This is a genomic window from Salinibacterium sp. SWN248, assembly GCF_015864575.1.
Lineage (GTDB): Bacteria > Actinomycetota > Actinomycetes > Actinomycetales > Microbacteriaceae > Rhodoglobus.
Genome location: NZ_JADYWW010000001.1, coordinates 985,263 through 1,007,069, shown reverse-complemented (window position 1 = coordinate 1,007,069; position 21,807 = coordinate 985,263). Strand labels below are relative to the sequence as shown.

22 protein-coding genes are annotated in these 21,807 nt (G+C 60.2%); 10 read left to right on the top strand and 12 right to left on the bottom strand.

Annotated elements, in window-relative coordinates:
- Window positions 1-41: 41 nt before the first annotated feature.
- Window positions 42-1,211 carry an ROK family transcriptional regulator gene (locus I6E73_RS04730; protein WP_197123491.1) on the bottom strand — a complete coding sequence of 390 codons (1,170 nt, stop codon included), beginning with the start codon at window positions 1,209-1,211 and terminating at the stop codon, window positions 42-44.
- A gap of 240 nt (window positions 1,212-1,451) precedes the next feature.
- Between I6E73_RS04730 and I6E73_RS04725 the strand changes: the two genes are divergently transcribed.
- A complete protein-coding gene (locus I6E73_RS04725) occupies window positions 1,452-1,751 on the top strand; it encodes a hypothetical protein (protein ID WP_197123489.1) in 300 nt (99 codons plus the stop codon).
- Between the two features lie 93 nt (window positions 1,752-1,844).
- Here I6E73_RS04725 and I6E73_RS04720 read toward each other — a convergent pair whose 3' ends face one another.
- Complete coding sequence (locus I6E73_RS04720) at window positions 1,845-2,765, bottom strand: thioredoxin domain-containing protein (RefSeq protein ID WP_231600554.1); 921 nt, start codon at window positions 2,763-2,765, stop codon at window positions 1,845-1,847.
- 246 nt (window positions 2,766-3,011) lie between these two features.
- On the opposite strand from I6E73_RS04720, the gene I6E73_RS04715 reads away from it, so the two are divergent.
- Both I6E73_RS04715 and I6E73_RS04710 read left to right on the top strand, forming a co-directional pair.
- A complete protein-coding gene (locus tag I6E73_RS04715; RefSeq protein ID WP_197123486.1) occupies window positions 3,012-4,112 on the top strand; it encodes an ABC transporter ATP-binding protein in 1,101 nt (366 codons plus the stop codon).
- Window positions 4,113-4,194: 82 nt separating this feature from the next.
- Window positions 4,195-5,505 (top strand): DUF4032 domain-containing protein, encoded by a 1,311-nt coding sequence (locus tag I6E73_RS04710; protein ID WP_197106292.1) that lies wholly within the window; start codon window positions 4,195-4,197, stop codon window positions 5,503-5,505.
- 14 nt (window positions 5,506-5,519) lie between these two features.
- Here I6E73_RS04710 and I6E73_RS04705 read toward each other — a convergent pair whose 3' ends face one another.
- Entirely contained in the window at window positions 5,520-6,002 is a 483-nt protein-coding gene (locus I6E73_RS04705) for an Lrp/AsnC family transcriptional regulator (RefSeq protein WP_197123484.1), read from the bottom strand.
- Window positions 6,003-6,101: 99 nt separating this feature from the next.
- Between I6E73_RS04705 and I6E73_RS04700 the strand changes: the two genes are divergently transcribed.
- Window positions 6,102-7,286: a PLP-dependent aspartate aminotransferase family protein gene (locus tag I6E73_RS04700; protein WP_197106294.1), complete on the top strand. Its 1,185-nt coding sequence runs from the start codon at window positions 6,102-6,104 to the stop codon at window positions 7,284-7,286.
- Between the two features lie 83 nt (window positions 7,287-7,369).
- On the opposite strand, the gene rlmB is transcribed toward I6E73_RS04700, so the two are convergent.
- The 3 genes from rlmB to I6E73_RS04685 all read right to left on the bottom strand — a co-directional run bounded on the left by rlmB (window position 7,370) and on the right by I6E73_RS04685 (window position 10,812).
- Window positions 7,370-8,404: a 23S rRNA (guanosine(2251)-2'-O)-methyltransferase RlmB gene (gene rlmB, locus I6E73_RS04695; protein WP_197123482.1), complete on the bottom strand. Its 1,035-nt coding sequence runs from the start codon at window positions 8,402-8,404 to the stop codon at window positions 7,370-7,372.
- A 31-nt stretch (window positions 8,405-8,435) separates the two neighbouring features.
- The gene (gene cysS / locus I6E73_RS04690) at window positions 8,436-9,866 is read right to left on the bottom strand and encodes a cysteine--tRNA ligase (protein ID WP_197109556.1); all 1,431 of its coding nucleotides are present in this window, start codon (window positions 9,864-9,866) and stop codon (window positions 8,436-8,438) included.
- 85 nt (window positions 9,867-9,951) lie between these two features.
- Entirely contained in the window at window positions 9,952-10,812 is an 861-nt protein-coding gene (locus I6E73_RS04685; protein WP_197106297.1) for a 3-hydroxyacyl-CoA dehydrogenase, read from the bottom strand.
- Between the two features lie 293 nt (window positions 10,813-11,105).
- Here I6E73_RS04685 and I6E73_RS04680 point away from each other — a divergent pair, with 293 nt between their 5' ends.
- Window positions 11,106-12,026, top strand: coding sequence for a sugar-binding transcriptional regulator (locus tag I6E73_RS04680; RefSeq protein WP_197123480.1), 921 nt, complete (start codon window positions 11,106-11,108; stop codon window positions 12,024-12,026).
- Window positions 12,027-12,033: 7 nt separating this feature from the next.
- Here the strand turns inward: I6E73_RS04680 and I6E73_RS04675 are convergent, their stop codons facing one another.
- The 3 genes from I6E73_RS04675 to I6E73_RS04665 are packed head-to-tail and all read right to left on the bottom strand — an operon-like array spanning window position 12,034 to window position 14,055.
- Window positions 12,034-12,804, bottom strand: coding sequence for an IclR family transcriptional regulator (locus I6E73_RS04675; protein WP_197123478.1), 771 nt, complete (start codon window positions 12,802-12,804; stop codon window positions 12,034-12,036).
- A 54-nt stretch (window positions 12,805-12,858) separates the two neighbouring features.
- Complete coding sequence (locus I6E73_RS04670) at window positions 12,859-13,290, bottom strand: RbsD/FucU domain-containing protein (RefSeq protein ID WP_197123476.1); 432 nt, start codon at window positions 13,288-13,290, stop codon at window positions 12,859-12,861.
- A 3-nt stretch (window positions 13,291-13,293) separates the two neighbouring features.
- Window positions 13,294-14,055 carry an SDR family NAD(P)-dependent oxidoreductase gene (locus tag I6E73_RS04665; protein ID WP_197123473.1) on the bottom strand — a complete coding sequence of 254 codons (762 nt, stop codon included), beginning with the start codon at window positions 14,053-14,055 and terminating at the stop codon, window positions 13,294-13,296.
- A 225-nt stretch (window positions 14,056-14,280) separates the two neighbouring features.
- Here I6E73_RS04665 and I6E73_RS04660 point away from each other — a divergent pair, with 225 nt between their 5' ends.
- The 3 genes from I6E73_RS04660 to I6E73_RS04650 are packed head-to-tail and all read left to right on the top strand — an operon-like array spanning window position 14,281 to window position 17,421.
- Entirely contained in the window at window positions 14,281-15,567 is a 1,287-nt protein-coding gene (locus I6E73_RS04660) for an ABC transporter substrate-binding protein (RefSeq protein WP_197123470.1), read from the top strand.
- 31 nt (window positions 15,568-15,598) lie between these two features.
- Window positions 15,599-16,504, top strand: a complete 906-nt coding sequence (locus I6E73_RS04655; protein ID WP_197123469.1) for a carbohydrate ABC transporter permease — start codon at window positions 15,599-15,601, stop codon at window positions 16,502-16,504.
- Window positions 16,501-17,421 carry a carbohydrate ABC transporter permease gene (locus I6E73_RS04650; RefSeq protein WP_197123467.1) on the top strand — a complete coding sequence of 307 codons (921 nt, stop codon included), beginning with the start codon at window positions 16,501-16,503 and terminating at the stop codon, window positions 17,419-17,421. Before I6E73_RS04655 ends, I6E73_RS04650 begins: the two co-directional genes overlap by 4 nt.
- A gap of 49 nt (window positions 17,422-17,470) precedes the next feature.
- Here the strand turns inward: I6E73_RS04650 and I6E73_RS04645 are convergent, their stop codons facing one another.
- Complete coding sequence (locus I6E73_RS04645) at window positions 17,471-17,995, bottom strand: PTS sugar transporter subunit IIA (RefSeq protein WP_197123465.1); 525 nt, start codon at window positions 17,993-17,995, stop codon at window positions 17,471-17,473.
- A 156-nt stretch (window positions 17,996-18,151) separates the two neighbouring features.
- On the opposite strand from I6E73_RS04645, the gene I6E73_RS04640 reads away from it, so the two are divergent.
- Together I6E73_RS04640 and I6E73_RS04635 are read left to right on the top strand one after the other, a co-directional pair.
- The gene (locus I6E73_RS04640; RefSeq protein WP_197106300.1) at window positions 18,152-18,433 is read left to right on the top strand and encodes a PTS sugar transporter subunit IIB; all 282 of its coding nucleotides are present in this window, start codon (window positions 18,152-18,154) and stop codon (window positions 18,431-18,433) included.
- 103 nt (window positions 18,434-18,536) lie between these two features.
- Entirely contained in the window at window positions 18,537-19,973 is a 1,437-nt protein-coding gene (locus I6E73_RS04635; RefSeq protein ID WP_197106301.1) for a PTS galactitol transporter subunit IIC, read from the top strand.
- A 189-nt stretch (window positions 19,974-20,162) separates the two neighbouring features.
- Here the strand turns inward: I6E73_RS04635 and I6E73_RS04630 are convergent, their stop codons facing one another.
- Window positions 20,163-20,420 carry an HPr family phosphocarrier protein gene (locus I6E73_RS04630; RefSeq protein WP_197123370.1) on the bottom strand — a complete coding sequence of 86 codons (258 nt, stop codon included), beginning with the start codon at window positions 20,418-20,420 and terminating at the stop codon, window positions 20,163-20,165.
- Window positions 20,421-20,496: 76 nt separating this feature from the next.
- Window positions 20,497-21,807 carry a dihydrolipoamide acetyltransferase family protein gene (locus I6E73_RS04625; protein WP_197123463.1) on the bottom strand — a complete coding sequence of 437 codons (1,311 nt, stop codon included), beginning with the start codon at window positions 21,805-21,807 and terminating at the stop codon, window positions 20,497-20,499.

Genomic DNA, 21,807 nt, shown 5'->3' with positions numbered 1-21,807 from the left:
GTCATTGTCCGGTCCTCTTGGTTCGATGGAGAAGTTGTGGTTTAGATGTAGAAATAGCGTTCAAGCGCAGCGGTTCCGCCTCCGAGCACTCCCGCGTACATGCCGAGCGACGATGGCTCGATGCGAACGAGAGGGCGGATGAGCGGAAACACTTGCTGGCGGGTCTGTTCGGTCAGGCGCTCGAAGAAAGCCTCGGGCACCTCGGCGAGCGCGCCCCCCAGCAGAATCACGTCGGGGTTGAGTAGGTTGACGATGGCCGATGTTGCGGTAGCCAACTGGGTGATGATCGAGTCGATGGATGCTCGCGCCGTCTCGTTCGTGTCCGCCGCGGCGTACAGCGCGGTGAGCGCTCCCCCGCCGTTGCTCGAGAGCCCGGCTTCGGCGAGCTGGCGCTGCAGGGCACCTTCGCTCACGATCGTTTCGAGGCATCCGTTTCCGCCGCAGACGCAGTCGATGCCGTTGTCGATAACGTGCAAGTGACCGAGTTCAATGGCCCCACGCACGCCGCCAGCGAAGGGCTGCCCCTCAACGACGAGGCCGGCGCCGAGGCCGGTGCGCAAGTAGATGAACGCAACGCTGCCGAGGTCTTTGGCGACACCGAAGCGGGCTTCGGCGAGCGCCATCGAGCGAACGTTGTGCTCGACGGTGACAGGAAGCCCGGTGAGCGGTTCGAGGATGTCGGCGACGGGAACATCGCGCCAGTCCAGGTTGATGGGGAGCAGGATTCTTCGGCCCGCGACATCCACGGGACCAGGAACGGCCACTCCAACGCCGATGACCATCGACTGGTCATATTCCGATGCCGCTATAAGTTCATTAATCGCGGTCGCGGCCTCCACCATGACCTCCGTGGCGGGGGTCTCAATGTCGTAGCTGAGCGAGCCGGATGCCACAGTGCCGCCCAGCAGGTCGATAAGACCGAGCTGAACGAAGCCGACGCCCACTTGAACGCCGACGACGACGAACGCGTCGCGGACGATCGAAATCTCGGTGGCGGGCCGACCGAGCTTGGTCGGTGAGATCGAGTTGCCCTCGACGATCACGCCTTCGTCAACGAGCTGGCTGACGGCGCGGGTGATGGTGGTGGGGCTGAGGTGAGCGCGGCGGGCGAGTTCAATTCGGGGCAACGGTCCGCTGTCGCGCAGCATGGTCAAGACCTGCGCACGTACGGAGGTCGCCTCATCGAATCGGCTTACGGCTTCATTGCTCACTTAGAGAAAATAACTCCGTCGAAGGGAGAAAGTCAAGCCTCGAGGTAACGAAAGCGCATCGCCCTCACGCCCCTAGAGCCCTGCGTCTACCCCGTGGCGGTGCGCCAGAAACCCTGCAACTACGGGCCTTAACGCACAAAACGGGGACCCGCGCTAGGCGCGGATCCCCGTGAAGTTTGCTACAAATTACGCACCGGGGGTGAGGACACCATCGATGAGGTAAACGGTTGCGTTTGCGGTGTGAACGCTCTCGCTCTCGGCCTCGTTCCCGAATACCCGAGCGCACTGAAAGACCAGTTCAGCAATTCAGCACAGAGTGCAGAACAAGGACCTCGGCCTAAACGTCAACGACGCCCACTCCCCCAAGTACGCCTTGAGAAGGTTCCGGCCAACGTCAAGGCTGGCGCTGAGGTCGTTGGCCGTCACATCAAGTTCGGTGAAGATAGCTACCAGACCACCGAAAAGCTCGTTCGTGAACTATGGCGGCCACGAGAAGTGTTCATCGGGCACCAATATCTACAGCTTCCCGTCGAAGCGTAATCGTACACGTTCGGTTAACCAGGATTCCTCTGCACAACGAAAGGGGCCCCCGATCCAACCGGATCGGGGGCCTGTTTCGTGCGCTGGCGCGAGCTACGGAGTAGGTGTCGGCGTAGGCGTCGGTGTTGAGCTTTCGATGAAGTCGTCACCGGCAGCTTGAGTAACGAATGCCTGGAAGCTGACGAGGTCGTTTACTGCACCCTCGTACTTGATTCCGTTGACGAGAACGGTCGGGGTTCCCGTGACCGCTCCGACGTCAGAGTTGGGGATGGGGTCCGAAAGAGCGCGCGCAGTTGAGTTGCTCACCCACGACTCGAAGCTCTCATCAGTGATGCACTCGGCGATCGCGTCGGTGCTTTCGACACCGGCGACACCCAAGAGTTCAATGAGCTCTTCGTTGCTGAGACCGCTCGTGTTCTCTTCAGGCTGCACCTCTTCGGTGAGAAGCAGCGAGTGGTACGCGTAGAAGTCGTTCGGCGAAGTGTCTGCAACACACGCAACGGCGTTGACCGCGCGTGACGAGTAACGCTGACCCTGTGACAGACGGTCGAGAATCGTGATCGGGTGCACTTCGAGAGTTGCCGCACCGTTGGCAACGAGGCTCTCGATGTAGGCACCGTTAGTCTGCTCGAAAGAGCCACAAATCGGGCACAGGTAGTCGACATACATCTGGATGTCGAGAACACCGGATTCCTCGTCGCGATCGTTCGCGATGGGCTCAGCGTCTGCTGCTTGAGCGTCGGATGTCGTCGCGATGAAGCCTTGATTGAGCTGGATTCCGTCGCTAGCAAAGTTCTGCGGGCCTGGGCCTGCTGGCTGGTTCGAGTTCACGAGTACGAGCGCGATTACTGCGACGATGGCGACGAGCGCGAGGCCAACGCTGCCCTGAAGAATCCACTTCGTGCGGCGATCTTTCTTCTTCTGTTCGTCACGCTGAATGCGAGCCTTTTCGCGCGCTGCTTCGCGACGCTCATTCTTGCTGAGTCGGCTGTCGCCGGGGTTGCCGTTGCTCAATCGAACCTCATCTGCCGTGTATATCGCTGTGTGGGGCGCCCAGAAATGACGGCGCACCTCTCGAATCCTAGGAGAAATCTCTGGGAAATGCCCAACCGAATCCTAAGATGCGCACTGTTCTAGGGTGGACCACTCTGTCATCCACCCCCCAAAAGAGTGCAATAATGACGAAACGCGATTTCGATCGCTGTCCATCACAACGGATCGTCCGGCACGTACCTGCCGGTGAAGGAGAAAACTAGAACAATGGCGTCTGTAACTTTTGACAATGCAACACGTCTCTACCCGGGATCAACGATCCCCGCTGTAGACAAGCTGAATCTTCACGTAGAAGACGGCGAATTCCTCGTACTTGTCGGCCCATCGGGTTGCGGTAAGTCCACCAGCCTTCGCATGCTCGCTGGCCTTGAAGAGGTCAACGATGGCAGCATCCTCATCGGCGACCGCGACGTCACCGACGTTCCGCCGAAAGACCGCGACATCGCCATGGTCTTTCAGAACTACGCGCTTTACCCGCACATGACGGTTGCCGAGAACATGGGCTTCGCGCTCAAGATCGCTGGCATCAACAAGGAAGAGCGCGCCGCTCGCGTACTCGAAGCAGCGAAGCTTCTTGACCTCGAGCCCTACTTGAGCCGCAAGCCCAAGGCACTCTCGGGTGGTCAGCGTCAGCGCGTTGCCATGGGTCGCGCCATCGTTCGCCAGCCTCAGGTCTTCCTCATGGATGAGCCGCTGTCGAACTTGGACGCCAAGCTTCGCGTTCAGACTCGTACGCAGATCGCTAGCCTGCAGCGTCGCCTCGGAGTCACCACGGTTTACGTGACTCACGACCAGACCGAAGCGCTCACCATGGGTGACCGCATCGCTGTGCTCAAGGATGGCATTCTCCAGCAGGTTGGCACTCCTCGCGACCTTTACGAAGCACCGCAGAACATCTTCGTTGCTGGCTTCATCGGCAGCCCCGCCATGAACCTCTTCAGCGTTGACATTGTCGACGGTGGCTTGCAGTTCGGCGACGCAGTTGTTGCGGTTGACGCTGAGACCCTCGGCGAAACCGACGCTAAGACCGTCACCATCGGCATCCGTCCTGAAGACGTCATTGTTTCGACGACGGGCAACGGCCTTCCCGTTGATGTTGACCTGGTTGAAGAACTCGGTGCTGACGGTTACCTCTACGGTCACGCAGAAATCAAGGGTGAGCGTGTTGACATCGTTGCTCGCGTTGATGGCCGCTCGCACCCGAACGCTGGCGACAAGGTCTTCTTGACCCCTGAGCCTCACCACGTGCACGTGTTCGACACCGAGTCGGGCCTGCGCCTCACCAAGAAGCCTGTAGTCGCAAGCTAACTTCCGCTTTACGATCGAGCCCGTCGACGTCGAACCCAGTTCGGATGTTTGGCGGGCTCGTTCTATTTTCAAGGACACGTGAATGACTGGTTCTGTCAACATCACCGCCGCCACCGTCGATCCGGCCCTGCTGGATCTGCCGTGGGAGTTGCCGCTTGAGCTGTGGCCCGATGATTCCATCGCGATCCTGCCGAAGGGTATTTCGCGACACCTTGTGCGCTTTGCCAATCTCAGCGGCTACGTCGTGGCGATCAAAGAGACCTCGAGCGAGCTCGCCAAGCGCGAGTACGAGATGCTGCGCACGCTGCAGAAACTCGACGTGCCCTGTGTTGACCCGCTCGCGATCATCACGAACCGCACGGCGGCCGATGGCGAAGAACTGAAGTCGGTTCTTGTTACCCGACACTTGCGCTTCTCACTCCCCTACCGGGCCGTGTACTCCCAGAGCCTTCGTCCAGAGACCGCTCGCCGCCTCGTCGATGCTCTGGCGGTGCTGCTGGTTCGTCTGCACATTGTCGGCTTTTTCTGGGGCGATGTTTCGCTCTCCAACACTCTTTTCCGCCGTGACGCCGGCGCGTTCGCGGCCTACCTCGTGGATGCCGAGACCGGGCAGTTGTATGACCGGCTGTCGAATGGTCAACGCGAGAACGACCTTGAAATCGGTCGCGTCAACATTGCGGGCGAACTGCTCGACCTGCAGGCCGGCGGACGACTCGAACAAGACATTGACCCCGTCGAGATCAGCAATGGCATCGTCGCCCAGTACCGCACGCTGTGGCAGGAACTCACGGGTTCCGAACGCTTCGACCAGTCAGAACGCTGGCGCATCAACCAGCGCGTTGAGCGTCTCAACGCTCTCGGCTTTGACATCGAAGAACTCGCCATCAAGACGGAAGACTCGGGCACCCGCGTGCGCATTCAGCCGAAGGTTGTGGATGCTGGACACCACTCACGTCGTCTGCTGCGGTTGACCGGTCTCGATGCTCAAGAAAACCAAGCTCGCCGCTTGCTCAATGACATGGATTCCTACCGCGCCGCGTTCGACAAGCAAGACATGGACGAAGAGATGCTTGCCCACGAGTGGGCAGCACGCGTCTTCGAACCTGTCATTCGCGCGATACCGAAAGAGATGCGCGGCAAGCTTGAACCTGCTGAGGCATTCCACCAGCTGTTGGATCACCGTCGTCAGCTCGCGCAGGATTCCGGTCACGACATCCCGTTGGCTGAAGCGGTTGGCAGCTATGTAGAAAACGTTCTGCAGTTCCGGCGCGATGAGGCAACGATGATCAACCCGCCAACGGGCTCGTTCACGATGCCCATCTCGATTCAGGGCGAGCTAGCCGCGGCGGATGACGGTGGCGATGACGAAGAGGACTGGCGCCTCAAGGTCTAGCGCCGCCTCAGGCGCTACGACAAGAGCTGCTCGAGTCCGCGCCCGGTCACATGCTCAAAGACCAGATTGGTCTCGGAGTGCGCCACGGCCGGATGACCGGCCAAATAGGTGAGCACGAAGTCTCTGAGCTCTGCCGCAGTGTGAGCCGCAACGTGGAGGAGATAGTCGTCGCCACCGCCGGTGTGGAAGAAGGCCAGCACCCCAGGCCAGTGGGGAGCGGCGGTTCGGAAGGCGTCCACGTCCTCGCGCACGTGCTTGACGAGCTTGATCGAGATGAGAGCTTGCACGCTCACGCCGAGCTTGGCAACATCGATATCAGCGTGAAAGCCTCGCAAATAGCCTTCATCATGCAGCCGGCGAAGACGTTGGGAGACTGTTGACTCGGAAACTCCCGCTGCTGCAGAGAGCGCCGATCCGGACATCCGAGCATTGCCGGCCAAGCTCGCTAAGATTTTTTGATCGATTGAGTCGATCGGCAAACTAGTGTTCTCTCTCACGGTCGCCTCCTGCGTCGCAGCTTATGCGAAAAACGACACAATTCGTGAAGATTCTGCAGGAGAGTTGATTAGCGTCGAAGTTTCTGCTGTTATCAAGTAATGCTGCCTCACGACATCCATCTCGAAACCCTTGCTGTTCACGCGGGAATGGAGGGCGTGCAGGAATCTGGTCAACACGTTCCCTCTATTGACCTCTCCACGACCAATCCGCTGCCCAGCGTCGAAGTGGGTGGCGACTCCTACGAGAACCTCGCCACGGGAAATCCCCTCATCGATGGCCACTCTGCGGTGTACCAGCGTTTGTGGCAGCCCGGAGTTGCTCGCTTCGAAGACAGCCTCGCGGCCCTCGAAGGCGCTGAAGCAGCCGTCGCTTACGCCAGCGGCATGGCAGCACTCTCCGCGGTGCTCATCGCTATCGCTTCCGCCGGCCGCCCGCACGTTGTGGGCGTTCGCCCGCTCTACGGCGGAACCGACCACGTGCTCGACAACGGACTGCTCGGCACGACTGTGACCTGGGCGGATGCCGACTCGATCGTCAACGCTATTCAGCCCAACACGGGCCTCGTCATCATTGAGTCGCCCGCGAACCCCACTCTCGAACTCGTCGACATCAAGAAGGTCGTCGAAGCCGCCGGCACCGTGCCCGTTCTCGTGGACAATACCTTCGCGACCCCCGTTCTGCAGCGCCCCATCGAACTCGGTGCAGCCATGGTGCTGCACAGCGCCACCAAGTACCTCGGCGGCCACGGGGATGTCATGGGCGGCGTTATCGCGACAAGCGAAGAGCACGCCAAGGCCCTGCGCAACGTTCGCGCCCTTACCGGTGGCGTTCTGCACCCCTTTGCGGCCTACCTGCTGCACCGCGGACTTCGCACACTTCCCCTGCGCGTACGCGCCCAGCAGGAGACCGCTGGGGAGCTTGCTCGTCGCCTCGACGGCCACCCCGCACTCGCTCGCGTGCTCTACCCCGGCCTTCCCGGCCAGGACCCGTCAGGCCTCATCGGCACGCAATCCGACGGTGCCGGCTCGCTCATCGCCCTTGACCTCGCCGGTGGCTACGACGCTGCAGCGAAGTTCACGGAGTCGGTAAAGCTCATCACGCACGCGGTATCGCTCGGCGGAATCGACACCCTCGTGCAGCATCCGGCATCACTCACGCACCGCCCGGTTGCGTCGGAAGCGAAGCCCGGAGCGGGAATTGTGCGCGTCTCGGTCGGGCTCGAGCACGTCGATGACCTCATGAACGACATCACGGCTGCGCTTGACGCGGTCAGCGCCAGCTAACAGCAGCCTTAAACGCAGAGAGCCGCTGTCCCCTCGGGGCAGCGGCTCTCTGCGTTGCGGCGCAGGATCACTCCTGCGGCACGCTACTTCTTTTTGCGAGCTGCTGAACGCAGCTTCGAGATTTCGTAGAGCGTGACACTCGCGGCGATACCGGCGTTGAGCGACTCGGTCGATGCGCTGATCGGGATCGAGACGATGGCGTCACAGTTTTCGGTAACGAGTCGAGAGAGGCCCTTGCCTTCGCTACCGACAACGATCAGCACGGGCTCTTTCGCCAGCGGCAAGGAGGGAAGCGACACGTCGCCATCCCCATCAAGTCCGAGCACGAAGACACCGCGCTTCTTGTATTCCTTGATCATCTGCGTGAGGTTGTTAGCCATAGCAACGGGCGTGCGGGCGGCAGCACCGGCGGAGGTCTTCCACGCGGATGCCGTCATGCCGACTGAGCGACGCTGCGGAACGATGACACCCTGTCCACCAAACGCGGCAACCGAGCGCACGATGGCGCCAAGGTTGCGCGGGTCGGTGATGCCGTCAAGAGCAACGAGCAGCGGAACCTGGCCGCGTGCTTCTACCTTGTCGAGCAGTTCCATGGGATGCGCGTACTCGTACGGCGGCACCTTGAGGGCGAAGCCCTGGTGCACGGAGTCGAAACCAGCAAGGCGGTCAAGTTCTGGACGCATCACTTCGAGCACGGCAATGCCGCGCGAGGTCGCGAGCTTGAGGATCTCCTTGACGCGGTCATCGTATTCGATGCGTGCAGCCATGTAGAGAGTGTGGGCGGGGATCTTGGCGCGAAGAGCCTCGAGCACCGAGTTACGGCCGGTGACCATTTCGGACTCGTCGGCAGACTTCGCTACCCGTGACCGGCTGGGCTGGTTCGGACGCTGGCCACCCTCGGAGGGCTTGCCACCGTTGCGGCGAGTTCCACCGGCTGCTTCGTAGCGCTCGGCAGCAGCCTTGCGCTTGCCCGCGGGGTGGTACGGGCGGTCTTCTGCCTTAGGGGTGGGCTTGCGACCTTCGAGAGCCTGACGCCCCTGGCCTCCCGAGCCGACCTGGGGGCCCTTGCGGCCCTTGCGTACCGCTCCTGCGCGGGGTGTGTTACCTGGGTTTTTCACGAGTGTTGCTCCTGTCGGAAGCGCCGATCAGTCACGGCAAGCTCCAATGCGATCCGGTCGAGTCATCTTCTAGTGCGATGCCCGCCGCTGATAGTTCATCACGGATTCGGTCTGCGGCAGCAAAATCCTTTGCTGCGCGGGCCGTATTGCGATCCTCAATGAGCTGTTCAACCAGTACTGACAAAGCAGCAACGGCTGGCTCTGAACGCTCAGAACCCCATCGTGGATCAAGTGGGTTGATACCCAAAACCTGTGCCATAGCGATCACGTGTGACCGCGCGGTGGCAACCGCCGCAAGATCTCCGTCGTCGAGGGCAGCGTTGCCCGAACGAATCGTCTCGTGCACGACCGCGAGCGCCTGAGGCACTGCGAGGTCGTCATCCATAGCCTCGCCGAATGCCTCGGGCACCTCTGTGGTGTTCGCGACGTCGAAGCGAGTGTCTCGCAGTCGACGCGAGGCCCGCTCAATGAACACCTCGAGGCGTTCAAAGGCTGCTTCCGCTTCAGCAAGTGACGTGTCAGTGTAGTCGATTGTGGAGCGGTAATGGGCCGCTCCCAATAAATAGCGCACCACGATGGGCCGAGCGGCGTCCAAAAGGTCGCGAGCGAACACCGAGTTGCCGAGTGATTTCGACATCTTCTGCCCGTTGACGTTGACCATACCGTTGTGCACCCAGTGGCGAGCGAACTCGTCGCCAGCCGCAGTCGATTGAGCGAGTTCGTTCTCGTGGTGAGGGAACCGCAGATCGAGGCCGCCACCGTGGATGTCGAAGGCCCCACCCAGATAGCGGCGAGACATGGCAGAGCACTCAATGTGCCACCCTGGACGCCCATTGCCCCAAGGCGATGACCATGACGCCGACTCAGGCTCGGTCGGCTTGCTGCCCTTCCAGAGGGCAAAGTCGCGGGGGTCACGCTTGGAACGAGGGTCGGCATCGGCTGCGGCGACCATGTCGTCGAGCTTTTGGCGAGTGAGTTCACCGTAGGAGGGCCACGACTGGGTGTCGAAGTAGACGTCGCCGGAGTCGTCGCTTGCGGCATAAGCATGGCCACGCTCGATAAGGGTGGCGATCAACTCGCGCATCTCACCGATGTTGCCAGTGGCGCGGGGCTCGTAGGTCGGCGGCAGAATGCCGAGCTCGTTGTAGCCCGCGGTGAACTCGAGTTCGACACGGTAGGCCAAGGCCCACCACTGTTCGGTCGAGCCTTCGGCTGCGGCATCCGCTGCTCGGGTCAAAATCTTGTCGTCGATGTCGGTGACGTTGCGCACGAGCGTGACATCGAGCCCCCGATAGGTGAGCCAACGACGCCAAATGTCGTACACGAGCGCTGAACGCAGGTGGCCGATATGCGGGGATGACTGCACGGTGGGGCCGCACACGTAGATGCCTACCTTGCCCGGCTCACGGGGATCGAGGTCGAGAAGGCTGGCACTGCGAGTGTCATAAAGGCGAATAGTCACTAAGCAAGTTTAGCGACCAACGCTGGACGTTACACGGTCGGGTAGAGAGCACGGGGGAAGGTGAGCACCCCCGTGCCTCTCAGCACTACTTCGTGTAGGTGTAGAAGCCTCGACCGGTGGAAATACCGAGGTAGCCCTTGTCGATGTATTCGGCCTTCATCCACTCGGCAAACCGCTTCGTGTTCTCGTCGCCGTGGGACATGATGTTGTACGGAGTCGTGAGCCCAATAACGTCAAGGATCTGGAACGGTCCCATGGGGGCGCCGGTGGCAATCCGCCACGTGTTGTCAACGTCAGCAGGCTCTGCGTAACCATCGGCCGCGAGCTCTGCCGCAGCGTTAAGGAACGGAACGAGCAAGGAGTTGAGAACGTAGCCGGCCTTCTCCTTGTGGATCGGAATGGGAACCATTCCGATGGACGAAGCGAATTCGACCACTGCAGTGAAGACTGCGGGATCGGTGTCGCTCGTGCCCATGATCTCGGCAGTGTTGAACTTCCAGATCTGGTTGGCAAAGTGCAGCGCCAAGAACTTGTCAGGACGACCGGTGGAGTCCTTCATGTCGCTCGGCAACAGAGTCGACGAGTTCGTGGCGAAAATCGTGTGTTCGGGAGCGAGCTTTCCCAGCTCGGCGTACGTGGTCTTCTTGAGGTCTAAAATCTCGGGGATGGCCTCGATGACGAGGTCAGCATCCTTGACGGCGTCGGCGAGGTCGGACGAGAATCGTACGCGTCCGAGAGCTTCTTGTGCCTTGCCGTCTGCCGCGCCAGCGACGCTGTCTTCAACGTACGTTTTCGCGAGTCCGTCGAAACGAGTGCGAGCCTTCTCTAGCACCTCGTCGTTGATGTCGTATGCCACGACCTCAAATCCACTGAACGCGGTTTGGTAGGCGATCTGCGATCCGAGCACTCCAGTGCCTAGAACCGTTACACGCTGAATGTTTGTCATTGTGTTCTCTTCTCTTCGGTTTGTAACCTGATCCGATCCTCCCAATTTACTCCCGATCGCCTGAACCTAGGCTGTGCCCCAGAAGTGAGCCAGCCGGGTTTGGACCGCATAAATCTCGGATGTTTCCTGTGGAGACAAGCGCGTTGGACTGCACGCCTTCGACACTTCTAGCTAGCAGAACCCTGCAAATCACGCGCACGGGTGTGAAGACCGAAGTAGAATCAGTGCAAATCAGCAATGAAGCATGAGAGAGGAATGGACCGATACCCAGTCCACGCAATCAGGCCATGCTTGTGAAGGCAGCCACTCTCTATTACCTCGAGGGCAAATCACAAGCCGAAGTCGCCCAAGAGATTGGCGTCTCGCGATCGAACGTCTCGCGCGTTCTTGCTGACGCCCGCAAGAACGGCATCGTCGAGATCCGCATCAACGATCCTTTCGGTCGCGCTCAAGACCTCGAAGCCCAGCTCGTCGCCCGCTACGGACTCCGCGAATGCCGCGTCGCGCCTAGCACCGGCGCCGACAACCAACTCACTCGCGTGGGGGCACTCGGCGCCCAATGGCTCATCGACAATCTGCCCCGCGACGGCGGCATCGCCCTTTCCTGGGGTTCAAGCGTGCAGGCCGTTGTCGATGAAATTCCGGATGACTCCTCCCACGAAAACATCGAAGTGCTCCCCCTCGTCGGCGGGCTTTCCATCGTGGACTCCGCTCGCGACGGCAACGTTCTCGTGCGCCTGCTCGCCACCAAACTGGGAGCGCAACACCGCCGCCTTTACGCACCCGCCGTCGTCGAGTCCCGCGAATCCCGCGAAGCATTCCTGCGCGAACCGTCCATCACCGGTGTATTGAACGCATCCAAGCGGGCCAAGATCGCGATCGTTGGTGTCGGCAACGTCGGTGTTGGAGCTTCTGGCGCCATCATCGAGTCAATGAACCTCAGTAAGACTGAGCGCGCTGAGTTCGCGGCATCCGGAGCCGTTGGTGACTGTTGCACACGCTTCTTCGACAGCGACGGAAAAACCGTCGAGTCAGTCGTCAATGACCGCGTCATCGCGATCGACCTCGAAGAGCTCGGCAACATTCCCACCGTCGTCGGCGTCGCCGCTGGAGCGCAGAAGCTCGAGGGCACCCAAGCGGCGCTCACGGGCGGGCTCTTCGATGTGCTGGTGGTCGACTCCGAATTGGCTCTTGCACTGCTCGGCCAGCGCTAAGCGCGCACTAGGCCTCAGTGGTGGCGTCTTCGTTTCGTGGGCGCCACCCGAGTTCCCGCGAGATCGCGGTGGTCGTGTCCAAGAGGTCGTCAATGTTCTTGACGAGTTCAGTGATATCGGCCTTCTCTCGGAAAGATGTGATCGAGATAGCACCAGTGACGCGCTCGTTGTGATCCCACACCGGCGCCGCGATGCAATTCGAAACGACATCGAATTCTCCCTCATCAGTCGCCCAACCGCGCTCTTTGACGGTGGTTAGTCGTTCGAGAAACTCGCGCTTAGTCGTGATGGTGTTCGGCGTGTAGCTCGTGAAGGTTGCATTAGCCAAGATGTGATCGCGGGCCGGGATATCAAGGTTTGCAAGAATCGCCTTGCTGACGCCGGCGGTGTGCAGCACCACGAATCCCCCGATTGTGGTGTTAAGACTGATGCTTTGAACCGGCTCGATCTTATCGACATAAACAATATGTCCCTCTTGGGGAACAGCGAACTGGATCGTGTGATTCGTTGCTTCAGAGAGTCGAACAATGTAGGGATGAACCACGGTGCGCAAATCGAACTGATTGATGGCGGACTGCGCAAGCCCAGCGAGGCGAAATCCCACTCCGTAGCGGCCGAAGTCATCTTTGCGAACGAACCCTGCCGCCGACATCGTTTGCAGAATCCTGAGAGCTGTCGTTCGATGCACGCCAAGCTCGGCGGCGATCTCCCGAAGTTCACGAGGGTGCTCGCTGCAGTACTCGAGGATGTCGATCGCCCTGCTCACAGTCTGTGACATGGTTCACTCCGTTGCATCATCCGCACACCCTGTGCAGTGGTTTGACTAGTTCTGTCACGATACCGCCGTTTGAGTATTCACCCCAACGGTGACCAGGATGTTGGCGAATCGCCGAGTATCACCGGTCACGATGCACAAGATGAGATTGTCGCTGCGAATGAGATCGTAGAAAGCTTCTCGCTCCAACACGTCATGGGGCACGTCGGCATCCAGAATCTGTTTGACCTCGTCGCAGACCGGGCTCTCGATCGCCTCTGGCGTCAGCATGCTCGTGTAGCGCTCGAACGGAACCATTTGTGCCAGAGTGGCGAGCACATCAGTGGTGAGCGGGGTGCCCGCCGTGAAGTTCAAATAAGCCACCGTTGCCCGGCTGCCCGACGTCGTCGCTGCAGCGAAGTGCGCATCCGCAATCATGATGGTGGACTTATGTCCCGCAGCAGCGAGCGCGCCCAGAATAGGTGGATGAATGATCGGTGCTGTAATCACGCGCTAGCCGAAGTACTGTGCGCCGTTGACATCGAGAACGATGCCGCTGACGAAGCTGGCTGAGGGGCTGGCCAACCACGTCGCCGCCGAGGCGACGTCTTCTGGGGTGCCGGCGCGACCAACCGGAATGGTCTCGATGGTTGCTGCTTTGGAAGCGGCCGAGGTGAACCGGTCGTGAAATGGTGTTGCTTCGATGAATCCTGGGGCAATTGCATTCACCGTCGTTCCGGTCGGCCCCAGCTCTTTCGCCAGCCCGCGAGTGAACCCAAAGATGCCGGCTTTTGTAGTGGCGTAGGCGGTCGCGCCCGCATGGCCGCCATTGCGACCGGCCAGTGACGCGATGTTAATGATTCTGCCGCCATCCGCCGCTAGGAATGGCAGTGCGTATCTGGTGGCCAAAAAAAGGCTATCGAGATTCACCGCGACAACGTGATCCCAGAGGCTGGCACTCATCTCTGCGATCGGTGACCGCTCAACGAGCCCACCAACGTTGTTGACAAGAATATTGATCGCACCGAACTTTGCAGCGACCTGCGCGGTCGCGGATTCGACCTCAGCCTCGTTCGTGGCGTCGAGCTGAATAGCCAGCGGCCTGTGCCCTGACACTCTCTCGAGCTCGCTCAAGAAACTGTCCTCCGGCGCGTGCGAACGATAGGTGAGGGCAACGCGCGCGCCCTCTGCCACCAATCCAGCAGCAATCGCTCGTCCGATTCCTACGCCGCCTCCCGTGACCAGCGCGGATGCACCCTGCAAAGTGTTTCCCATTTCGTGCCCTCTTCCTTCTCGTTAGAGTGCTGCGCAGCACGGCATCACCCGAAGATGAATGTCACACACAGCGCACACACTGTGCATTCTACGCACAGATATTGGTATATCAGAGAACTTGTTTTTCGCTTGACAGCCCTCGCGGGGCGCCCATAAGATGCACAATGCGTGCGTATGTTGCACAAGCAAACGGCGCGGAAATGCTCATCAGTCAAGGAGGACCGAATGAAACACAGCATTAGGCGAACGCTGGCACTCGCAGTAGTGGCCGCGGTCAGTTTGTCGTCATGTTCGACGGCATCGACCGATCCCGACAGGGAGGCGACGTTGACGATTTGGAACCCCCAGGACAACTGGCGCCAAACAACAGATTTTTACAAAGACAAGATCGCAGACTTCGAAAAAGAACACCCCAACGTCACCGTCAAGTACGTCGACATTCCTTACGGCCAGTACGAAGCCCGCTACACCGCAGGGTTCGCGAGCAAGAGCGACGCTCCCGATATCTTCATGGGTCAAGTCTCCTACTACGGCGGCGCGCTTGGCGTCGCCGACCAGGCTCCGGATGACCTGCAGGAATTGTGGGAAGAGAACCTGACTCCTCTCACTGCCGGCAACTTCAAGGTCGATGGCGAATGGAGCGGCTACCCGGTCAGCTCTGACCTGGGCATGGAACTCTTCTACAACATCGACCAGTTCGTCGAGGTTGGCCTTGACCCCGACAGCCCGCCCGAGACCTTCGAAGAACTTCGCGAATACGCCGACCTTCTCGCGACACAGGATTCATCGGGCACCGTCACCCGCAACGGAATGGCACTTCGTTACTCGGGCAACCCCACTGGCATCGTCGACAAGGCGCTTCCCTACATCCACGCTTTCGGCGGCCGCCTCTATGCAGAAGACAACTCAACCGCCGATGGCTACCTCAACAGCGACGAAACGGTGGCGGGGATTCAGTACATGCAAGACATGGTGACCGACGGCGTTTCAAGCTTGCAGCTTGGCACCCCTGATGACACCTTTGCGCAGGGACTCTCCTCGATGACCTTCCGTGAGGGCTGGTACGAGGGCTGGCTCAAGCAAAACGCCCCCGACGTCAATTTCGGAGTCGTTCCTTATCCGACTGGTGACGCCGGCTACCCCAAAGTGAGCCTGCTATTCAACTGGGCTTGGATGGTCAATGCCAACAGCGAAAACAGTGACCTCGCCTGGGATTGGATGCGGGCGATTTCTGACCCCGAACTCGATCTCGAACTCGCCCAGCTCGAGGGCTACATGCCGGTATGGAGCGAGAACTTCGAAGATCCCTATGTTCTCGACCGCACCGACTACGTCGCTGTTGAGAAGCAACTCAATGAAGGTGCAGGCCCGGTTTACAACGCGCCGTACACCAATCAGATCGCAACTGCCGTCGGTGCCGCAATCGAAAGCGCGCTCCAAGGCGCCGACGTCCGCGAGTCACTCGACGGTGCGGTAACCGAAGTCAACGAATTGCTCGAACGAGGCAAGTAACCACCGCAGCTAGTTCGAAAGGCTTCACACCATGACAGTCCCCACTCTCGGGCCCCAGAAGACGTTCTCTCGGCGCACCACCATTCGAGCGTTCCTCTTCCTCGCCCCCGCGCTGTTCTTCGTCATTCTGTTGTTCCTCATTCCCTTGGGTTACAACATCGTCATCAGTTTCTTTGACTGGTCCGTTATCGGACGACGCGAGTTCATCGGCATTGACAACTACGTGTCTGTAGTAACCAGCGAACGTTTCATCAACGCCGCAGGCAACACCCTGTACTTCACACTCCTCGGAGTGCCAATCGGTGTGGTCCTCTCGTTGATCGTCGCGCTCGGATTCAATGCCCTGCTGTGGAAACGTGGATCTGGACTGATACGGGCGCTGTATTTTGCGCCCGTCGTCGCCTCGCTCACCGCGGTGGCATTTGTATGGCTGTGGATCTTCAATCCTGCCTATGGGCTTGCCAATAGCATCCTCGGATTCTTTGGCATCCCTGGGCAGGACTGGCTCACGAGCGATGGGCAAGTGATTCCCTCGCTCGCGATCATGTACATCTGGGCACGTCTCGGATTCAATGTGATCATTCTGGTGGCAGGGCTCAATGGAATTGATCGTTCCTACTACGAAGCGGCCCGTCTCGATGGTGCCGGGCCGCTTCGCATGCTGTGGTCGATCACCCTGCCGCTGCTCAATAAGCAACTAGTACTCGTCATCAGCGTCGAAGTCATGAATGCGTTCAAGCTCTTCGAGCTCCCCTTCGTCGCCACCAAGGGCGGGCCGGTGGGATCAAGCCGCTCGATGGTGATGGAAATTTACGAGCTGGCATTCCGCCTTGACCGATGGGGCGAAGCGGCTGTCTACGTCGTAATCTTCTTCGTGTTCTTAGTAGCGATCACCGCCGTTATCCGCAAAATCTTTACAAAGGACATCTCAGAATGAGTACGTCATCGATCAAGGACCGCCCGTCGACCGCTGCCGACTCATCCCCGGCTGTGCGCCCCGCACCAGTGCGCGCTCGCAAGAGGTCGTGGCGCTCGCTTCATAATCTGAAGCAAGCAGGAATCTTTACTGCTCTGGCTCTTGGCGGCATCCTCATGACGCTGCCACTGGTCTGGGTAGCGCTGTCGTCACTCAAGAAACCGTCAGAAATTCTCGAAGTTCCTGTGCGCTGGCTGCCAGACAACTTCTTCAATTTTGACAACTATGTGCAGCTCTTCGCTCAGTACAACTTCGGGCAATACATCGCGAACTCTTTTATCGTGACCGGCATCGGTATCGTCACGAGCTTGGTCATCGCCCTGCTGGCGGCGTATGCCTTCGCGTACTACCAGTTCCCGTTCAAAGAGCCCATCTTTCTCTTAGTGCTCGCACTGTTCATGGTGCCCCAAGAGGCCCTCGTCATCCCGATGTTCCTCATGGTCTCTGAAGCGGGACTCACCAACACCTACATCGGCATGGCGCTACCCGACCTCTTCACTGTTCTCGGCGTCTACTTGCTCCGGCAGTTCATGGAGGGGATCCCCTTCAGCTACGTCGAAGCTGCCAGAGTGGATGGCGCAAGCGAGCTTCGCATTCTCACTCGCGTCATCACGCCCATGGTCGCTCCCGCGATCGTAGTTTTCGTGATCATCAAGTTCATGTTCACCTGGAACACGTTCCTCTGGCCACTGCTCGTCGCTCAAGACGAAGCGATGTACACGGTGACAGTAGGGCTCGTGAACTTCGCGGGATCAGAATTCAACCAGTGGAACCTCATCAATGCCGCAACGATGATCAGCATGATCCCGACGATCATTCTGTTTGTCACTCTTCAGCGTTTCCTCGTGAAAGGCGTCGCCCTCAGCGGAATGAAGTAGGAGCCGACACGACAGTCGGGCCGCACCGTGATGGTGCGGCCCTTCGTCGTTATTGAGCGGCGGTTGAGGCCAGCAGGCCCGCGAACGCTGAGGCGAGTTCCTCGGGAGTCGTGGCGGCGCTCAGAGCCTCGTGCCAGCCATCGAGTTGAAACACGGCGATGAGTTGCGTGAGCATCTCCGTTTGCACGTGCGGCTCGGTGACCAAAATGAGCACCGCGACTCTGGCTGCGACAGTGGAGTCAGCTCCGCCCATCTCGCCGAAGTGAACTGGCTCTGCCAGCATCGCAATCCCGAGGCCTGATTCGATGGCATGCTCGACATCCGCGTGCGGGATAGCGACAGGGATGACGGTCGGCAGCCCGGTGGGGTACGCGCTTTCGCGTTCGAGAAGTGCCACCTCATAGGTGGGATGCACGGCTCCGACGGCGAGTGCCTGGGTCGCGAAAGCCGTGAGAACTTCCGCGCTCGAATTGGCGCGCAGCCCCACAAAACTGAGATCGGCGCGGGGCACCACGGCCGCGGTCGCGCCGTCGTGGTTGGTGTCTGCCGCAGCTGCGTTGGTCGTGTCGCTCATGAACCCTCATCCTTCATTGGCGGTGGTTAAGTCTCGTGCCTGTCGGGCTCTTGGCGACTGTCATAGTCAAAACAAGAACCACTTGTACACATTTGTACATCAAACGTGCATAATTGTGTCACAACAGTCCTTCGCGAATACATTGGAGTATCGAAATTGGCCTCAAAACGCATCCTCGTGATCTGCGGCACCGGAGTAGCAACATCCACCGTGGTTGCAACCAAGATTAAGGATTTCTGCGCCTCCAAGGGCCTCGACGCCACAATCTCGCAAGGCAAAGTAACCGACACTCTGCGCGGCGACCTCGCTGCAGACTTCATCGTCGCCACTACCCAAGTGCCCGACTCGGTCGGAATCCCCGTTATCGCCGGACTCCCGTTCCTTACCGGAATGGGCCTCGACAAGGTGTATGCCGAAATCGAGAAGCAGTTCGCCTAATTCACCCCTACGTCGCGCACCGCAGTTAACCATTGCGGTGCATTACAGCGCGCTCTAGCGCACCCACACCACTCACTTCAGACAGAGAAATGGACGTTCAACGTTGAACATCATTGAAGATATTCTGACGAATATCACCAGCTATCTCACGGCACTCGGTGCCGCGGTCACCCTGCCGATCCTCATCACCATCTTCGGCATGATTCTTGGCCAAAAGTTTAGCCAAGCCCTCCGCGCCGGTGTCCTCATCGGTATCGGCTTCATCGGAATCAACCTCGTCATCGGCCTCATGGCCGGCACCGTTGGCCCCGCCGCGCAGGCTCTCGCCGTGAACCTCGGCGTGAACCTCACCGTTCTCGACGTTGGCTGGCCCGCAAGTGCCGCCATCGCCTTCGGATCAACCATCGGGGCGGTGATTATCCCTGTCGGCATCCTCGTCAACATGCTGCTGCTGTGGTCAGGCCTTACCCGCACGTTCAACATCGACCTGTGGAACTTCTGGCACTTCGCCCTCGTCGGCGCTCTCGTCGGTGCCGTCACCGACAACTTCTGGATCGGTATCGCCGCGGCCGCCGTGCACATGGTGATCGTTCTGGCCCTTGCCGACCTCTCTGCGCCGCTGATTCAGAAGTACTTCAACTTCCCCGACATCTCGTTCCCGCACGGCACCAGCGCGCCGTACATTCTGTTCGCGATCCCCTTCAACTGGATCTTCGACCGCATCCCCGGCTTCCGCAACCTGAAGGCGGACCCGCAGTCCATCGAGAAGCGTTTCGGTGTCTTCGGCGAATCGATGATCCTCGGTCTCGTGCTCGGAATCATCATCGGGCTCGCTGGCTTCGGCTTCGACGACCCGCGTGAAGACTCGATCGCAATTCTCGTTCTCGCCATCAGCCTCGCTGCCGTTCTGCTGCTACTGCCGCGCATGGTGTCGATCCTCATGGAAGGCCTCATCCCCGTCTCCGACTCCGCTCGCGAGTTCGTGCAGAAGCGTTTCCCCGGCCGTAAGTTCTACATCGGACTCGACACCGCAATCGCGGTAGGCCAGCCTGCTGTGCTCGCGACGTCGCTCGTGCTCGTGCCGGTTACCGTGTTGATCGCTATTGCGCTTGCTCCCCTGGGCAACCAGGTGCTGCCGCTCGTTGACCTTGCGACCCTGCCGTTCATCGTGGCCATGATGGTTCCGATCTTCCGTGGCAACATCGTGCGCTCCGTCATCGGTGGCGCCATCGTTATTGCGATCGGCCTGTTCATCGCCACCGCAACGGCACCGCAGTTCACGGCCATCGCCGAAGCGTCCGGCTTTAGCGACAACCAGGGATCACAGCTCATCTCGTCGCTCGTCGACGGAGCTAACCCTCTGACCGGCCTGTTCTTCGGAGTAGCTAACCTCGGCGGCTGGACCATTGCGGTCCTCGCCGTTCTCTCCCTCGGATTCGCCTACTGGGTGAGCCGCCTCGAAAAGAAGCGCGACATCGTTCGTGCTCAGGTCGAAGCGGATGCTGTTGCAGCATCCGACGAAGAAGCAGCCAAGGCCTAATTAGGCCTGGCCTCGCCGCCGAAAGCCCCGCTCCCCCAGGAAGGAGCGGGGCTTTTGTGCGCGCACTAGACGGCACTAGTCGGCCCTAGACGGCCCTGGCGGCCCTGAAAGAGAATCGCCCACCGTCGAACCGGCTCTTAACGCACAGAAGGCCCGCACCATGCCGGTGCGGGCCTTCTGCGTTAGTTGCTATTCGACGGTGGAGAGCAGTTCTACGAGCTGGTCGAGAACGCTGTCAGCGCCCTCATCATCGGAGGCAATCGTGACGGTTTCGCCCTGCGAGACACCGAGCGAGATAACGGCGAGGATGCTAGCTGCGTTGACAGCCTTCTCACCCTTAGCGACGGTGATCTTGAAACCGCTCTTGCTGACGGCCTGCGTGAACAGTGCAGCGGGGCGGGCGTGAAGTCCGGACGGCGAAACGATTGTGGCTGTGCGTTCTGACATGGTGTACCTATTTCGAAACGTGGTGGACAGCGCCCGTACGGAGCGCTGGGGTGGAACCCGCGAGCGGGTTGCGGCTCTAGAGCAAGCGCTCCGGGGTCGCGACGAGGTTGGTGATGGTCGCGAGCATGCGTGCGGCATCCGCACCATCAGCTACACGGTGATCGACGGTGAGGCCGATCGTGCAGCTCAAACGAACACCGAAGGTTCCATCAGCGAACACGCGCATGCGTGGCTTGACGGCCCCCGACGACAGAGCCGTCGACTGCGGTGGTGTCAGTAGTGCGTTGAACGATTCCACGCCGAATCCCCCCAGGTTCGAGAATACGCTTGTTCCGCCGCCGAGGCGCGCTGGCGGTAGTGTGCCGTTACGCGTCTCGTCTACGACGGTGGCGATTTCGGCTACCAGCTCAGCGAGCGTTCCCTCGTGCGAGTTCGTCAGCACCGGCGCGATGAGCCCCGATGGTGAGTCAATCGCGAGCGCGATTCCGATGTGCTCGTTGGCAGCGACTCCCCCATCAGTCCAGGTGCCGTTGAGCGCAGCGTTCTCGGCCAGAGCGATTGCTTGAGCCCGCACGAAGAGTGCAGTCCAGCTTGCGCCGCCGAGCGTGGTTTTGCGCACGGCAGCCAAAGCTGACAAATCGAGATCAACGTAGGCAGTGAACTGCGGAACGAGAGCGGATGCCGACATCACCTTGGCAACTTGCTTGCGGGTGCGCAGACGGCGAGCTTCTACCGGGTCCACCGCAGCGGCAGGAGCGGCGGGAGCGGCAGGAGCGGCCTGCGCGACAGCGGGTGCCGCTACCGGTGCAGCAGCTGCAGCAGGCGCAGCGACGGGAGCGGGGGTTGCGGGCACAACCGGCGCAACAGGAGCCCCGATGGGCGCGGCGGCAGCCAGCGCGGTCGACGTTCCCGCAACAGCCGCTTCAACATCCGCGAGGCGCACAGTGTTATCCGGGCCCGTCGGGGTGACTGTCGCGATGTTAATTCCGGCGGCGTCTGCTGCGCCCCGGGCGGCAGGAACGGCAGGGATCCATCCGGTTGCGATGGGGGCGGGTACGGCAGCCGGAGCTACTTCCGCCGCAGCCGGAGCAGCAGCAGGAGCGTCAATGGCGGGCTCATCGAAGAGTCCGCCGAGCAGGTCATCGGCCTCGGTCGTAATGAACGCGATGGTGTCGCCCACGGCGAACACCTCGTCGGGCTGGCCAATGATGCGAGCCAGAACGCCATCGAACGGCGACTCCACCTCCATGTCAACTTTGTCGGTCGCGACCTCACAGATCGGTTCCCCGGATCGAACCGAGTCACCTTCCTGCTTGAGCCACGCGACCATCGTGCCCTCTTCCATGGTCATGGACATTTTGGGCATTGTCAGTGGCAGCTCAGACAT

Coding starts and splice junctions, on each gene's coding strand:
- I6E73_RS04645 (WP_197123465.1), bottom strand. CDS start 17,995: ATGAGCGACACGACCAACGCAGCTGCGGCAGACACCAACCACGACGGC.
- I6E73_RS04630 (WP_197123370.1), bottom strand. CDS start 20,420: ATGTCAGAACGCACAGCCACAATCGTTTCGCCGTCCGGACTTCACGCC.
- I6E73_RS04655 (WP_197123469.1), top strand. CDS start 15,599: ATGACAGTCCCCACTCTCGGGCCCCAGAAGACGTTCTCTCGGCGCACC.
- I6E73_RS04650 (WP_197123467.1), top strand. CDS start 16,501: ATGAGTACGTCATCGATCAAGGACCGCCCGTCGACCGCTGCCGACTCA.
- I6E73_RS04710 (WP_197106292.1), top strand. CDS start 4,195: ATGACTGGTTCTGTCAACATCACCGCCGCCACCGTCGATCCGGCCCTG.
- I6E73_RS04715 (WP_197123486.1), top strand. CDS start 3,012: ATGGCGTCTGTAACTTTTGACAATGCAACACGTCTCTACCCGGGATCA.
- I6E73_RS04685 (WP_197106297.1), bottom strand. CDS start 10,812: ATGACAAACATTCAGCGTGTAACGGTTCTAGGCACTGGAGTGCTCGGA.
- I6E73_RS04625 (WP_197123463.1), bottom strand. CDS start 21,807: ATGTCTGAGCTGCCACTGACAATGCCCAAAATGTCCATGACCATGGAA.
- I6E73_RS04665 (WP_197123473.1), bottom strand. CDS start 14,055: ATGGGAAACACTTTGCAGGGTGCATCCGCGCTGGTCACGGGAGGCGGC.
- I6E73_RS04675 (WP_197123478.1), bottom strand. CDS start 12,804: ATGTCACAGACTGTGAGCAGGGCGATCGACATCCTCGAGTACTGCAGC.
- I6E73_RS04700 (WP_197106294.1), top strand. CDS start 6,102: ATGCTGCCTCACGACATCCATCTCGAAACCCTTGCTGTTCACGCGGGA.
- I6E73_RS04660 (WP_197123470.1), top strand. CDS start 14,281: ATGAAACACAGCATTAGGCGAACGCTGGCACTCGCAGTAGTGGCCGCG.